This is a genomic window from Massilia sp. CF038, assembly GCF_900129765.1.
Taxonomy (GTDB): domain Bacteria; phylum Pseudomonadota; class Gammaproteobacteria; order Burkholderiales; family Burkholderiaceae_D; genus Telluria_A.
Genome location: NZ_FQWU01000001.1, coordinates 1,321,695 through 1,336,291 on the forward strand (window position 1 = coordinate 1,321,695; position 14,597 = coordinate 1,336,291).

Sequence of the window (14,597 nt, forward strand, 5' to 3'; positions counted from 1 at the left end):
CCTCAACCCTGAGCCAGCAGTAAAAACACGGTCGGCTTCTTGTGGAAGTCCGGCGCCTTGCCCGAGGCCAGCTGCGCCTTCCATCTTGCCCCGTTCTGGGTGCGGATGGTTTCACTGGGCAAGCTCAAATCGGTCGCCACGCAAATCAGCGTACCCGGCTGACAGGCGCCCACCAGTGCTTCGAGCATGGCGCCGTTGCGGTAGGGCGTCTCAATCAACAGCTGGGTTTGCTTTTCGGTGCGCGAACGGGCTTCCAGCTCCTTGATGCGCTTGCTGCGCTGGACCGCGTCCGTGGGCAGGTAACCATTGAAGGCAAAGCTCTGCCCGTTCAGGCCGCTTGCCATGACGGCCAGCAGCAGCGAGGAGGGTCCCACCAGCGGCCGGACCGGAATGCCATGCTGGTGCGCCAGGCGGACCAGGTCGGCGCCGGGGTCGGCCACCGCCGGCACGCCTGCTTCCGATACCAGGCCGGCGTCGCGTCCGGCCAGCAAGGGTTCGAGCAAGCCCTGCAGTGCCTGGGCGGGGGTATTCACGTTCAGCTCCGCAATCTCGATTTCCTGCAGCGGGCGCGCCAGCGGATGGCCGATCGCGATCAGCTTCAGAAAGCCGCGCGCGGTCTTGGCATTTTCGGCAACAAAGTAATCAAGCTGGGCCGTAATGGCTTGCACTTGCTCGGGGATGATGTGCGACAAGGCGCCAGGAACGGCGTCGGTGCTGCCCAAGGTATTGGGAATCAGATAAAGGGTACCGGGCATAAACTCTTATGAATGAAAGAAATTGAAACCTGCCTGGCGCAGCATGCTGGTCAGGGCAATCAGGGGCAGGCCGGTCAAGGCAGTAGGGTCGGTGCTGTCGATTTGTTCAAGGATGGCAATACCCAAGCCTTCGTTCTTGGCGCTGCCAGCGCAATCGTAGGGTTGCTCGATGCGCAAGTAGGCGTCCAGTTCGGCATCGGGCAGGTCGCGAAAGGTCACGAAGGTCTGGATATTTTCCAATTGCACCGTGGGCGGGCTGGTGCGGCTATCCCACAAGCATAGTGCCGTGTGAAAGATGACGCGCCGCCCGCGCATGGTTTGCAGCTGGGCCAGGGCATTGGCATGGTTGCCTGGTTTGCCGATCTGGGCGCCATCGAGCGTGGCAACCTGGTCCGACCCGATCACCACGCTGCCAGAGGCACGCGCAGCCACGGCGCCCGCCTTGGCCTGGGCCAGGCGCAGGGCGGTGGCGTCCGGGGTTTCCGCGGGCAGGGGACGTTCGTCGAGGTCGGGCACCATCACCTCGAACGGCAATTGCAGCCGGCCCAGCAGGTCGCGGCGGTAGCTGGAGCTTGATGCAAGAATCAGACGCGGGGGCGGGGAAGTTGGTATCATTGCGGCCCTGAGATGAAAAAACACCGTAAGTCTTTGACTCCACAGCGATAAGCCTGTTATTATCGCAGGTTTTCCGGGGAAAATTCCTGAAATGAGTGCTTTTGTCATCGACGCTTTTGAATTTTGTCGAAGCAACGGCCATCGCGAGGGCGTCACGCCTGTCGCTGAAATGAGCCGGTTAAACAAGGATTGTGCAGACCATTCGGGCGAGATCGCCTGGAGCGTCGACGGCACGACCAGCAAGCAGGGCTATCCGCAAATCACGCTGTCGGTCTCCGGCACCGTGCAACTGGTGTGCCAGCGTTGCCTGACTCCGTATGCTTTTGAAATGGATTCGTCCACCGTGCTGATGCTTGGCAAGGATGACGAACACGCCGACGAGATCGAAGAGATTCTCGACGACGAAAGCATTGACGTGATTGTCGGCAGCCGCAACTGCGACATCCGCGACCTGATCGAGGACGAGGCGCTGCTGGCCTTGCCGCAAGTACCGAAGCATGAGGTTTGCCCGGACAACAAATTGTTGGACGTGCTCAAGAGCGAGAAGCCATCGCCTTTTGCGGTTTTGAAAAAGTAATACCGAATTTGCAGTACGAAAAGAACGTGTCAAACGCGTGCAGTAGTCGAGTATGGCATCGAGCAGTGAAGGTAAGACAGCGTTATACATGTCGGTAAGAAGTATTTGCCGCTGGGATACTCGATTCGCATCTATTTGCCAGTCGAATGTGTTAGAATTTTAGAACTTATGTATTAGGAGTCATCATGGCAGTTCAGCAGAATAAGAAGTCCCCATCCAAGCGCGGTATGCACCGCTCGCACGACTTCCTGGTCGCGCCGCAACTGGGTATCGAGCCAACCACCGGTGAAACGCATCTGCGTCACCACATCAGCCCGAACGGTTTCTACCGTGGTCGTAAAGTACTCAAGACCAAGAACGACGAGTAATCGACGTCTTGCATTGAGTAAGATGAAAGCGGTGCAACGTAATCGACTGCGTCGCGCCGCTTTTTCTTTGTTACCGGCTGCAATTCAACTTTGCACACCGTCATTTCGCATGTCGCAGACTGTGGCTGGCCTTCGCCCGCACGCAGCGCGCATCCTGCCGCCCCGCATCTTGTTCGAGTCGCGGTAAGAATCCCACCAAATGACAATTAAAATATCCATCGACTGCATGGGCGGCGATCACGGCCCCTCAGTTACCATTCCTGCGGCAATTGCTTTTGCCAATCGCGTGCCCGAAGCCGAGTTGATCCTCGTCGGTCTCGAAAACGATTTGCTCGCCGAACTTAAGAAATGCAAGGCCGATCAGCATCCGCGCCTGTCCATCGTGCACGCGTCCGAGACCGTGGCCATGGATGACCCGATCGAAGTCGCCTTGCGGCGTAAAAAAGATTCCTCGATGCGCGTGGCAATCGAGCTGGTCAAGGATGGCAAGGCCCAGGCCTGCGTTTCCGCCGGCAACACCGGCGCCCTGATGGCTGTCTCGCGCTACGTGCTCAAGACCATGGCCGGGGTTGACCGTCCCGCCATCTGTTCCATTTTGCCCAACCAGAACGACGGCCCCACCTACATGCTGGACTTGGGCGCGAACGTCGATTGCGAACCGCATCACCTGCACCAGTTCGCCATCATGGGTTCGGTGCTGGTGTCTGCCATGGAAGGCAAGGAGCGTCCCACCATCGGCCTGCTGAACGTGGGCACCGAAGAAATCAAGGGCAATGAAGTGGTCAAGGCCACCGGCGAACTGCTGCGTGCCGACCACGAAGCGGGCGTGCTCAATTTCTACGGCAACGTGGAAGGCAACGATATCTTCAAGGGCACCACCGACATCATCGTGTGCGACGGCTTTGTCGGCAACGTGACGCTGAAGGCCGTCGAAGGCCTGGGCCGCTTCGTCAAGAGCGCCCTGACCGCCGAATTCAAGCGCACCCCGCTGACCATGCTGGGCGCCTTGATTTCCCGCAGCGCTTTCAAGAACTTCTCGAATCGCTTCAACCCATCGCGTTACAACGGCGCCAGCCTGCTTGGTTTGCGCGGGCTCGTGTTCAAGAGCCATGGCGGGGCCGATTCGTACTCCTTCGAGTGGGCGATCAAACGCGCCTTCGATGCCGCTAAATACAATGTGCAAGAGCATCTTTCGAGCAAGATTGCCGAGTTGATGCCGCGCACGCCTGACCCGGAAGTGACAGGCTCACCAACTTAGTAGGACGGTTCGCAATGACTTTGTACAGCAAAATTATCGGCACCGGCAGCTATCTGCCCAAACAGCGTGTGACCAATGACGATCTGACGGCGCAGCTGGCAGCAAAGGGCATCGAAACTTCGGACGAGTGGATCGTCTCGCGCAGCGGGATCGAAGCGCGCCATTACGCGGCGCTGGACGAGCAATCGTCCGACCTGGCCGTGGCCGCCGGCAAGAAGGCGCTCGAGATGGCTGGCCTGCAAGCCGATCAGATCGACCTGGTGATCGTGGCCAGCTCCACGCCCGACTTCCACGGCAGCTTCCCCAGCACCGCCTGCATCGTCCAGCGCAAGCTGGGCATGCACAACAACAGCGCCGCCTTTGACGTGCAAGCCGTGTGCAGCGGCTTCGTGTATGCCGTCTCGGTGGCCGACGCCTTCATCAAGGCGGGCGCCCACAAGAACGTGATGGTGATTGGCGCCGAAGTCTTTTCCCGCATCCTCAATTTTGAAGACCGCACCACCTGCGTGCTGTTTGGCGATGGCGCCGGCGCCATCATCCTGAGCGCCTCCGACGAGCCGGGCATTCTGGCCACCAAGCTGCATGCCGATGGCCGGCATGCCGATATTCTGTCGATTCCGGGCAACCTGGCCGGTGGCGCGATTGCCGGCAGCGGCTTCCTGTACATGGATGGCCCGGCGGTGTTCAAGCTGGCTGTTTCGGTCCTGGAGCAGGTTGCCAATGAGGCGCTGGAACATGCTGGCATGCAGGCATCCGACATCGACTGGCTGATTCCGCACCAGGCCAATATCCGCATCATGAAAAGCACGGCCAAGAAACTCGACCTGCCGATGGAAAAGATGGTGGTCACGGTCGATCAGCACGGCAATACCTCGGCGGCATCGATTCCGCTGGCGCTGGACATCGCCGTGCGCGACGGCCGCGTCAAGAAGGGCGACAACGTCATGATGGAAGGCGTGGGCGGCGGCTTTACCTGGGGCGCCGTGCTCGTCCGCATGTAAACGACAAAGTTGAAAAGAAATAGAACAAGGAGACTTGCATGAATCAGTTCGCATTTGTATTTCCCGGTCAGGGCTCGCAAGCCATCGGCATGCTCAACGGCTTCGCTGGCAACGCCGTGGTCGAGCAGACCATTGCCGAAGCCAACGAGGCACTCGGCTTTGACCTGGGTAAATTGATTGCCGAAGGTCCCAAGGAGGACATGGACCTGACCACCAACACCCAGCCCATCATGCTGACCGCGTCGGTGGCGGTGTACCGGGCCTGGATTGCAGCCGGCGGCCCGCTGCCACCGGTGGTTGCCGGTCACAGCGTGGGCGAGTATTCGGCCCTGGTCGCTGCCGGTGTGATCGCCTTCAAGGATGCGGTGCCGCTGGTGCGTTTTCGCGCCAAGGTGATGCAGGAAGCCGTGCCGGTTGGCATGGGCGGCATGGCCGTCATCCTGGGTCTGGCGGCCGACGATGTGCGCGCGCTGTGCCTGGAAGCAGCAAGCGCCGAGCCGGGCAGTGTGGTCGAGGCAGTCAACTTCAATGAACCCACCCAGATTGTGATTGCCGGCCACACTGCCGCGGTCGAGCGCGCCTGCGAACTGGCCAAGGCCAAAGGCGCCAAGCGCGCCATGAAGCTGGCGGTATCGGCGCCGTTCCATTCCTCGCTGCTCAAGCCAGCCTCGGACCGCTTGCAGGAATACCTGCAGGGCGTGAGTTTCCATGCGCCTCAGATCGACTTGATCAACAATGTCGATGTGGCTATCCTGAACGATCCGGCTGCCATCAAGGATGCCCTGGTGCGCCAGGCTGCCGGTGCGGTGCGCTGGGTCGAAACCATGCAAAAGCTCGCCGAAGGCGGCACCACCCAGATCATCGAAAGTGCGCCCAGCAAGGTATTGATCGGCATGGCCAAGCGGATTGACCCGCGTCTCGCAGGCGAAGCACTGGTTGACCAGGCTGCGCTCGATCGCGTATTGAGCACGCTCAATCAGGCTTGAACCGCGCGCCACTTGATTGGCGTAGCATCTGAACGTTTGAACAAAAGGACTGCAATGAATCTCGAAAAACAAGTCGCCCTCGTGACCGGCGCCTCGCGCGGTATTGGCAAGGCCATCGCGCTGGAACTGGCGCGCCAGGGTGCGCAAGTGGTCGGCACCGCCACCACCGAAGCAGGCGCTGCCGCCATCAGTGGCTATCTGGCCGAGTTTGGCGGCAAGGGCCTGGTGCTCAATGTCACCGACGGCGCCGCTTGCGTCGCTTGTGTCGAGGAAGTGCAGAAAACCTTTGGCGGCCTGGCCATTCTGGTCAATAACGCCGGCATCACCCAGGACCAGCTGGCCATGCGCATGAAGGACGAGGAATGGGACAACGTCATCGCCACCAATCTGTCGGCCGTGGGCAAACTCTCGCGCGCCGTCCTGCGCGGTATGATGAAGGCCAAGCATGGGCGTATCATTAACATTACTTCGGTGGTGGGGGCGTCCGGCAATCCTGGCCAAATGAATTACGCTGCGGCAAAAGCGGGCGTGGCCGGCATGACGCGCGCGCTGGCCCGGGAAATCGGCAGCCGCAATATCACCGTCAATTGCGTGGCGCCAGGCTTCATTGACACTGACATGACCAAATCCCTGGGCGACGAGCAGCACGCCGCCTTGCTGACGCAAATTCCGCTGGCCCGCCTTGGCGCGCCCGAAGATATTGCCTACGCGGTTGCTTTCCTGGCCGGTCCGCAGGCAGCCTACATCACAGGCACCGAACTGCATGTGAATGGCGGCATGTACATGAATTAAGTTTCGTTGGCCCTAAACAGCTTTTGTGCGCGCCAGGAAGCGAAAATAGGGTCAAATATCACCTGTTAGCAGCACGTTCGGTGGAATTTGCATCACACGCTGAAAATAGTTTTTCAACGCGCAAACCTGCTAAAATGCGCGCACTTTCCGTAACACACACAATGGAGCCATAACATGTCGGATATCGAACAACGCGTTAAAAAAATCGTCGCTGAGCAACTGGGTGTTGCAGAAGTCGACATCAAAATCGAATCCTCGTTCGTTGACGACCTCGGCGCAGATTCCCTCGACACCGTCGAACTGGTGATGGCACTGGAAGACGAATTCGAAATGGAAATCCCGGACGAACAGGCAGAAAAAATCACGACCGTGAAACAGGCAATCGACTACGCGACCGCGCACGTCAAGGCCTAAGTTTTTACAGTTTTCGGGAGAATCGCTTGAGCCGTTCACGCAACCGTCGTGTCGTCATCACCGGTCTCGGCGCTGTTTCACCAATTGGCAATACGATTGCCGAGACGTGGAGCGCCGCCCTGGCCGGCAAGTCGGGCATCGCCAACATCACCAAATTCGACGCTGAGCCGTTCTCGACCCGTTTCGCGGGCGAGGTCAAAGGCTTCAACATCGAAGACTACATCTCGGGCAAAGAAGCGCGCCACATGGATACCTTTATCCATTTTGGCATGGCTGCCGGGATCCAGGCCCTGCAGGACTCGGGTCTGGTGGTGACCGAAGAAAATGCCGACCGGATTGGCGTCATCGTGGGATCGGGCATTGGCGGCTTGCCGCTGATCGAAGAAACCAAAGAGGACTACAGCAAGCGCGGCCCGCGCCGCATTTCGCCGTTCTTCGTGCCTGCCTCGATCATTAACATGATCTCGGGTAATTTGTCGATCAAGTACGGCTTGCGTGGACCGAATCTGGCCATCGTCACGGCCTGCACCACCGGCCTGCACAGCATTGGCGCGGCCGGCCGCCTGATCGAATACGGCGACGCGGACGTGATGATTGCCGGCGGTGCCGAAGCGACCATCTCGCCACTCGGCCTGGGCGGTTTTGCCTCGGCCCGCGCGCTGTCGTCGCGCAACGATGATCCGGCCACCGCCTCCCGTCCCTGGGACCGCGACCGCGACGGCTTCGTGCTGGGCGAGGGCGCTGGTGTCATGGTGCTGGAAGAGTACGAGCATGCCAAGGCGCGCGGCGCCAGGATCTATGCCGAGCTGCTCGGTTTCGGCATGAGTGCCGACGCTTACCACATGACCTCGCCAGTGGAAGATGGCAGTGGCGCCAGCCGCTGCATGCTGTCGGCGCTGAACAATGCCGGCGTCAATCTGGAACAGGTCGACTACGTCAATGCGCACGGCACCTCGACCCCGCTGGGCGATCTGGCCGAAGTGCAGGGCATCAAGAAGACCTTCGGTGAGCATGCGAAAAAGCTGGTGGTCAATTCGACCAAGTCGATGACCGGTCACCTGCTCGGTGGCGCCGGCGGCCTGGAAGCGGTGTTTACCGTGCTGGCGATGCACCATCAGGTGTCGCCACCGACGATCAACATCTTCAACCAGGACCCTGCCTGCGATCTGGATTTCTGTGCCAACACGGCACGTGACATGAAGATCGACGTGGCAGTCAAGAATTCGTTCGGCTTCGGCGGAACGAATGGCACCCTGATTTTCGGCAAAGCCTGATCCTGCCGCTAGCAGAGTGAACCAAAGGCGCCCGCTTCTGTCTTAGGAAGTGGGCGCCAATCGAGCGCTGGCCTCCCTGCCAGTGCCGCATTGCCGGATGCATGCATCTGCGCGCCCGTAGCCCATTTCATTCCCTATGTCCATCGCGGTGTCCGCCGTGCTCAAGCCGTCGCGCCTGTTGCGTCTGCTGATCACTTCCTACGCTGCCTGCTGCCTGGCCGCCGCCTTCCTGCTGGCCGGTCCGCAGGCGGCGCGCTTTCACCTGCCCGGCGTCAGCGCAGCCTTGTGTCTGCTGGCCGCGTGGCGCTCTGTGCGCGGCAAACACCCAACCGCGAGCCGGATTGATATATCTGGACCCGGCGCGATTCGCCTGTTGGTACAACACGGTATGGCCGGCGCGCCTGTCCTGCACACACTGGCCGCTTGCACCGTGTGGCCGGCATTGCTGGTGCTGGTCCTGCGCAATGCCGAGCAGGGCGGCTTGACGGTGGTGCTGGTGTTGCGCGACAGCGTGGCGCCTGCGCAGTTTCGCCAGCTTGCCGTTGCCATCAGAACGATTGCCCTGCGGGATGAATAATTTAAGAAATACAAAATATTTTGAACTTATTGCAAGGGGCCAACTCCAAGAACTATGGATGCCCTGCGCTGCAGCCAAGAGGGCAGGTCAGTGACAACAGAACGCGAGTGTGATCAATTGCTGGTCGAACGCGTCCAGGCTGGCGAGCGCCAGGCCTTCGACCTGTTGGTCGGAAAATACCAGCGCCGTTTGATGCGCCTGGTATCGCGCCTGGTGCACGATCCGGCCGAAGCCGAGGACGTGGTGCAAGAAACATTTATCAAGGCATACCGGGCCTTGCGTCATTTCCGGGGTGATTCGGCGTTTTATACCTGGCTGTACAGGATAGGAATTAATACAGCAAAGAATTTTCTCGTCACACAGGGCCGGCGTGCCCCGACTTCCACCGAAGCCGATGCAGAGCGCGCCGAAGCGTTTGACGATGCGGACAGCTTGCGTGACATAAACACCCCGGAGTCGGTGTTGGCCAGCAAGCAGATCGCCTTTACGGTCAATGCCGCGATGGAAGCGCTGCCGCTGGAACTGCGGACGGCGATTGTCCTGCGCGAAATTGAAGGTTTGAGCTACGAAGAAATATCTGAAGTCATGGCCTGCCCCATTGGCACGGTGCGCAGCCGGATTTTCCGGGCGCGCGAGGTCATTGCCGAGAAGTTGAGACCCTTGCTCGACTTACCGGTTGACAAGCGACGTTAGGTGTAGCGATGATCGTAACACTCGGTTAAATTTGGCCCTCCACCTGCGCTGATGGAACACCCGATGGACACACACAAAAAGATTCGCGAACACATTTCCACCCTCAGCGACGGCGAGCTCTCCAGCGCCGACCTCGAGCTGGCGCTGGCGGCCCTGCAATCAGCGGACGGCCAGCAGGCATGGAACACCTACCACCGCATCGGCGACGTCCTGCGCGCCCAGGCCACAGCCGAGCTGTCCGACGGCTTTGCCGAACGCCTGGCGGCGCGCCTGGCGAGCGAGGCGCCACCGTTGCGGCGCGCGGCCCGCGCGGCAGCGGCAGCGGCACCCGACAAGCGCCGCCTCGATGCTGGTGATGCAGCCGGCATGGCGGCGGCACCGCGCAGCGCCAGCGGGGCCGATGAGGGCAGTGTCGAGGCCCTGGCCGTCACGGCTGCCAAGCCGGCCATTGTGTCGGTCTCCTGATTGCATTGACCAAGGTAAAAAACATGGGGGCGGCACCGCGTCTTGCCAATATGGCTTACCATAAGCGCAAGACCAACTTCCGGATCCCCTGACATGACTTTTCGCTTAGGCCGTACGTTCTTTTGCTCGATGGTGCTGGCCAGTGCCGGTCTGCTTGCACTGCAGGCGCCGCTGCATGCCGCGCCCGTGGCCACGCCGCTGGTGACCGGTCTGCCGGACTTTACCGACGTCATCGACAAAGTCGGCCCCGGCGTGGTCAATATCCGTACCAGCGCCAAGGCCAAGCCCACGCCGGGCGGCCCCACCGAAGAGCAGATCCAGGAATTCTTTCAGCGCCGTTTCGGCATTCCACTGCCGCAAGCCCCACGCGGGCGCCGCGGCCAGCCCCAGGACGAAGAGGTCCAGCGCGGCGTGGGCTCCGGCTTCATTATTTCCAACGACGGCTATGTGCTGACCAATGCCCATGTGGTGGAAGGGGCCGATGAAGTGCTGGTCACCCTGACCGACCGGCGCGAATTCAAGGCCAAGGTACTGGGCGCCGACGCGCGCTCGGACGTGGCGCTGCTCAAGGTGGAGGCCAGCAATCTGCCCCACCTGCAGATTGGCGACTCCGACAAGATCCGGGTGGGCGAGTGGGTGATCGCCATCGGCTCGCCCTTCAACCTCGAGAACACCGTCACGGCCGGCATCATTTCCGCCAAGGCGCGCGACACGGGCGACCTGCTGCCCATGATCCAGAGCGATGTGGCCGTCAATCCCGGCAACTCCGGCGGCCCCCTGATCAATATGTACGGCAAGGTCATTGGCATCAATTCGCAGATTGCCACCTTGTCGGGCGGCTATAACGGCATTTCCTTCGCGGTGCCCATCGACGAAGCCATGCGCGTGTCCGAGCAGCTCAAGCAGAGCGGCAAGGTGACACGGGGCCGGATCGGCGTGCAGATTCTCGAAATCGGCAAGGACCTGGCCGAATCGCTGGGCCTGGGCCAGGCGCGCGGACTGGAAGTGGTGCGGGTCGAGGCGGGCGGTCCGGCCGACAAGGCTGGCATCAAGGTGGGCGACATCATCCTCAAGTTCAATGGCAAGGCCATCGAAAAAAATGGCGATCTGCAGCGCCTGGTGGGCAGTCTGCCGATAGGCAGCACTGGCACGGTCACGCTGTGGCGCCGCGGCGCCCAGCAAGACCTGGCTGTCAAGGTCAGCGACCTTGACGGGCAAGCCAAGGGCAAGGACAAGTCCGACGCGCCCAAGGCGCCCAAGCCGGAACAGGCGGCCAATGCCATCGGCCTGAAGGTCAGCGATCTGACCGAAGCGCAGCGCGAGGAGCTCGGCGTCAAGGGCGGGGTGCTGGTTGAGGCCAGCGAGGGCGCGGCCGCACGGGCTGGCTTGCAGGAAGGCGATGTGATCTTGCAGCTGAACACGGCCGAGGTGAAGGATGCCAAGCAGTTCAATGCCCTGATCAGCCGCCTGGAAGCGAGCAAAACGGTCGCGCTCCTGGTGCGCCGTGACGAGACCACGCGCTATGTCGTGATTCGTCCACGCAAGTAAGTTCCACCTGGCAGCCGGGACACGCCCGGCTGCCAGCTCGTTCACCCGACCATGCCACCGATGCACTTTACCCTCTATTCGCGCAGCTACTGCCATCTGTGCGACGACATGCTGGCCGCCTTGCTGGCCTTGCAAACTGCCACCTTGCGCTTCACTGTCGACGTGGTCGACGTGGATGCCGATCCCGCTCTGGTGGCGCGCTTCGATGAACTGGTGCCAGTCCTGTTTGGCGACCTGGGCCAGCCCGAGCTGTGCCACTATTTCCTCGACGAAGGGGCCGTGCGGGCCTACGTGGGTACGCAGCCTGTGTCTAATTAGCAATGTTTTGGCCGGATTCCGCATAAACCGGGCTTTCTACCCCGAAATCCGGTAAAATGCGGGGTCGGAAAAGCTTCTGTTTTATTCACGCAGTTTCTCCTTCTTGATAAGGCGCTCGCCTGGGGATTGGATGCCCCCCTTGGAGCGCTTTTTTCGTATGGCCCGCGCCTTGCCGCGGAGCCGGGCCCGGCCCGAATGTCGTCCCTCCACCTTGGTTTTGAATTGCTTTAATGAACAACATACGTAATTTCTCCATCATCGCCCACATCGATCACGGTAAATCGACACTGGCCGACCGTATCATCCAGATTTGCGGCGGCCTGTCCGACCGCGACATGGAAGCGCAGGTGCTCGACTCGATGGACCTGGAAAAGGAACGCGGCATTACGATCAAGGCCCAGACGGCGGCATTGCACTACAAGGCGCGCGATGGCCAGGTGTACAACCTGAACCTGATCGACACCCCGGGCCACGTCGACTTCAGCTATGAAGTGTCGCGTTCGCTGTCCGCCTGCGAAGGCGCGCTGCTGGTGGTCGACGCCTCGCAAGGGGTGGAAGCGCAGACCGTGGCCAACTGCTACACCGCGCTTGATCTGGGCGTGGAAGTGGTGCCGGTACTGAACAAGATCGACTTGCCGCACGCCGATCCGGCCAACGCCATTGCCGAAATCGAAGACGTGATCGGGATCGATGCGACCGACGCCGTCAAGTGCTCGGCCAAGAGCGGCCTGGGTGTGGAAGACGTGCTGGAGTCGCTCATTGCCAAGGTGCCACCGCCGAAGGGCGATCCGGACGCGCCGCTGCAGGCGCTGATTGTCGACTCCTGGTTCGACAATTACGTGGGCGTGGTCATGCTGGTGCGCGTGATCAACGGCACCCTCAAGCCCAAAGAAAAAATCATGCTCATGGCCACCGAATCGACCCAGCTGGTCGAATCGGTGGGCGTGTTCAGCCCGAAATCGCAGTCGCTGCCGCAAATTTCCGCCGGCCAGGTGGGCTTTGTGATTGCCGGCATCAAGGAACTCAAGGCCGCCAAGGTGGGCGACACTGTCACCCACGCCCTCAAGCCTGCTGCAGCGCCGCTGCCGGGCTTCAAGGAAGTGCAGCCGCAAGTGTTTGCCGGCCTGTTCCCGACTGACTCGCACCAGTACGATGCGCTGCGCGATTCGCTGGAAAAATTGAAACTGAACGACGCGGCCCTGATGTACGAGCCGGAAGTGTCGCAGGCGCTGGGCTTTGGCTTCCGCTGCGGCTTCCTTGGCCTGCTGCACATGGAAATCGTGCAGGAGCGCCTGGAGCGCGAATTCGACATGGACCTGATCACCACCGCGCCGACCGTGGTGTACGAAGTGATCATGCGCGACGGCTCCATGGTGCGGGTGGATAATCCGTCCAAGATGCCCGACCCGTCCAAGATCGAGGAAGTGCGCGAACCCATCGTCAACGTCAACCTGTACATGCCGCAAGAGTATGTCGGTTCCGTCATTACCCTGTGTATTGGCAAGCGCGGCGTGCAGATGGACATGAGTTACCACGGACGCCAGGTCAAGCTGGTGTACGAAATGCCAATGGCCGAGATCGTGCTCGACTTCTTCGACAAGCTCAAGTCCACTTCGCGCGGGTATGCCTCGATGGATTACGAGTTCAAGGAAAACCGTGCCTCGGATGTGGTCAAGGTCGACATGCTGATCAACAGCGAAAAAGTCGATGCGCTGGCCATCATCGTGCACCGTGCCAACAGCCAGTATCGCGGGCGCCAGGTGGCGGCCAAGATGCGTGAACTGATCCCGCGCCAGATGTTCGATGTGGCCATTCAGGCCGCCATTGGCGCGACCGTGATTTCGCGTGAAAACGTGAAAGCCTTGCGCAAGAACGTGCTGGCCAAGTGCTATGGCGGCGACATCAGCCGTAAAAAGAAACTGCTGGAAAAGCAAAAAGCCGGCAAAAAGCGCATGAAACAAGTGGGCTCGGTCGAGATCCCCCAAGAAGCATTCCTGGCAATCTTACAAGTGGACGATAAATAACCGTGCAAGCAATCTTAAGCAACTTTGCCCTGATTCTGTTTGTCCTGATGGTCCTGACCGGGATCATCTGGTGTCTCGACGTGTTTGTGCTGGCCAAGCAGCGGCGCCGCCTGGCCGACAGCGCGCTGGCCGAATTTGACCAGCGCAGCGCGCGCCTGGTCGCTGACGGCGTCAAGCCGGACAGCAATGTGCATGCGCGCAGCGAGCTCGAGCAGCGCATCCTGCGCCAGCCGGTGTGGATCGAGTATTCGGGCAGCTTCTTCCCCGTCATTGCCCTGGTCTTCATCTTGCGCTCCTTCCTGTACGAGCCATTCAAGATTCCGACCTCATCGATGGTGCCGACCCTGCTGGTAGGCGACCTGATCCTGGTGAATAAATACACCTATGGCATTCGTTTGCCGATTCTCAACGAGAAAATCATTGAGGTGAACGATCCCAAGCGGGGCGACGTGATGGTCTTCAAATATCCAAAAGATATGAGCCAGGATTACATCAAGCGCGTGATCGGGGTGCCAGGTGATAAAATCGTGTATGAAAACAAACGCCTGACGGTCAATGGGAATGTCATTACGTACACACCAATGGATGACTACCTGGACGATGAAGGGGGCTTTTCCTATCACAAGCAATTTGTGGAAAACTTGCCAGAGAAGAAACACCGGATCCTGAACTGGGATGAGCGGCCCATCTTCAACCGCGCATCGGTGGAAAATTTCCCTGGCCACGAGGCGTGCACTTTCTTAGAAGAAAAATTTACCTGTACCGTACCTGCGGGCAATTACTTTATGATGGGGGATAACCGGGACAACAGTCAGGACAGCCGCTATTGGGGATTCGTTCCCGATAAGAATATCGTCGGCAAGGCATTCTTTGTCTGGATGAACCTGGGGAACCCCAAGCGTATTGGTGGCATTGACTAAGACCTAAAGGAC

At 60.1% G+C, this 14,597-nt stretch carries 17 protein-coding genes; 15 read left to right on the top strand and 2 right to left on the bottom strand.

Annotated features, from left to right (window positions below):
• Nucleotides 1-2: 2 nt before the first annotated feature.
• Nucleotides 3-755 carry an SAM-dependent methyltransferase gene (locus BUC24_RS06140; protein WP_073213204.1) on the bottom strand — a complete coding sequence of 251 codons (753 nt, stop codon included), beginning with the start codon at nt 753-755 and terminating at the stop codon, nt 3-5.
• Between the two features lie 6 nt (nt 756-761).
• A complete protein-coding gene (locus tag BUC24_RS06145) occupies nt 762-1,370 on the bottom strand; it encodes a Maf-like protein (protein ID WP_073213205.1) in 609 nt (202 codons plus the stop codon).
• A 91-nt stretch (nt 1,371-1,461) separates the two neighbouring features.
• Between BUC24_RS06145 and BUC24_RS06150 the strand changes: the two genes are divergently transcribed.
• The 15 genes from BUC24_RS06150 to lepB all read left to right on the top strand — a co-directional run bounded on the left by BUC24_RS06150 (nt 1,462) and on the right by lepB (nt 14,585).
• Nucleotides 1,462-1,947, top strand: coding sequence for a YceD family protein (locus tag BUC24_RS06150; RefSeq protein ID WP_083598728.1), 486 nt, complete (start codon nt 1,462-1,464; stop codon nt 1,945-1,947).
• Between the two features lie 185 nt (nt 1,948-2,132).
• The gene (gene rpmF, locus BUC24_RS06155) at nt 2,133-2,315 is read left to right on the top strand and encodes a 50S ribosomal protein L32 (RefSeq protein ID WP_008449924.1); all 183 of its coding nucleotides are present in this window, start codon (nt 2,133-2,135) and stop codon (nt 2,313-2,315) included.
• A 199-nt stretch (nt 2,316-2,514) separates the two neighbouring features.
• A complete protein-coding gene (gene plsX / locus BUC24_RS06160) occupies nt 2,515-3,573 on the top strand; it encodes a phosphate acyltransferase PlsX (protein ID WP_073213207.1) in 1,059 nt (352 codons plus the stop codon).
• A 14-nt stretch (nt 3,574-3,587) separates the two neighbouring features.
• Entirely contained in the window at nt 3,588-4,574 is a 987-nt protein-coding gene (locus tag BUC24_RS06165; RefSeq protein ID WP_073213208.1) for a beta-ketoacyl-ACP synthase III, read from the top strand.
• Nucleotides 4,575-4,612: 38 nt separating this feature from the next.
• The gene (fabD, locus tag BUC24_RS06170; protein ID WP_073213209.1) at nt 4,613-5,560 is read left to right on the top strand and encodes an ACP S-malonyltransferase; all 948 of its coding nucleotides are present in this window, start codon (nt 4,613-4,615) and stop codon (nt 5,558-5,560) included.
• 54 nt (nt 5,561-5,614) lie between these two features.
• Nucleotides 5,615-6,352: a 3-oxoacyl-ACP reductase FabG gene (fabG, locus tag BUC24_RS06175; protein ID WP_073213210.1), complete on the top strand. Its 738-nt coding sequence runs from the start codon at nt 5,615-5,617 to the stop codon at nt 6,350-6,352.
• Nucleotides 6,353-6,526: 174 nt separating this feature from the next.
• Nucleotides 6,527-6,766 carry an acyl carrier protein gene (gene acpP / locus BUC24_RS06180; protein ID WP_018059410.1) on the top strand — a complete coding sequence of 80 codons (240 nt, stop codon included), beginning with the start codon at nt 6,527-6,529 and terminating at the stop codon, nt 6,764-6,766.
• A gap of 26 nt (nt 6,767-6,792) precedes the next feature.
• Nucleotides 6,793-8,040 carry a beta-ketoacyl-ACP synthase II gene (gene fabF, locus BUC24_RS06185; RefSeq protein ID WP_073213211.1) on the top strand — a complete coding sequence of 416 codons (1,248 nt, stop codon included), beginning with the start codon at nt 6,793-6,795 and terminating at the stop codon, nt 8,038-8,040.
• A 136-nt stretch (nt 8,041-8,176) separates the two neighbouring features.
• Nucleotides 8,177-8,617, top strand: a complete 441-nt coding sequence (locus BUC24_RS06190; RefSeq protein ID WP_073213212.1) for a protein YgfX — start codon at nt 8,177-8,179, stop codon at nt 8,615-8,617.
• A 54-nt stretch (nt 8,618-8,671) separates the two neighbouring features.
• Nucleotides 8,672-9,310: an RNA polymerase sigma factor RpoE gene (gene rpoE / locus BUC24_RS06195; protein ID WP_178372483.1), complete on the top strand. Its 639-nt coding sequence runs from the start codon at nt 8,672-8,674 to the stop codon at nt 9,308-9,310.
• Nucleotides 9,311-9,373: 63 nt separating this feature from the next.
• Entirely contained in the window at nt 9,374-9,775 is a 402-nt protein-coding gene (locus BUC24_RS06200) for a sigma-E factor negative regulatory protein (protein ID WP_073213213.1), read from the top strand.
• 93 nt (nt 9,776-9,868) lie between these two features.
• On the top strand, nt 9,869-11,323 hold the full coding sequence (locus BUC24_RS06205) for a DegQ family serine endoprotease (RefSeq protein WP_073213214.1): 1,455 nt from the start codon (nt 9,869-9,871) through the stop codon (nt 11,321-11,323).
• Nucleotides 11,324-11,383: 60 nt separating this feature from the next.
• Nucleotides 11,384-11,641 (top strand): glutaredoxin family protein, encoded by a 258-nt coding sequence (locus BUC24_RS06210; protein WP_073213215.1) that lies wholly within the window; start codon nt 11,384-11,386, stop codon nt 11,639-11,641.
• 230 nt (nt 11,642-11,871) lie between these two features.
• Entirely contained in the window at nt 11,872-13,665 is a 1,794-nt protein-coding gene (gene lepA, locus BUC24_RS06215) for a translation elongation factor 4 (protein ID WP_073213216.1), read from the top strand.
• On the top strand, nt 13,662-14,585 hold the full coding sequence (lepB, locus tag BUC24_RS06220; RefSeq protein ID WP_073213217.1) for a signal peptidase I: 924 nt from the start codon (nt 13,662-13,664) through the stop codon (nt 14,583-14,585). The genes lepA and lepB overlap by 4 nt, the downstream gene beginning before the upstream one ends.
• Nucleotides 14,586-14,597 lie beyond the last annotated feature (12 nt).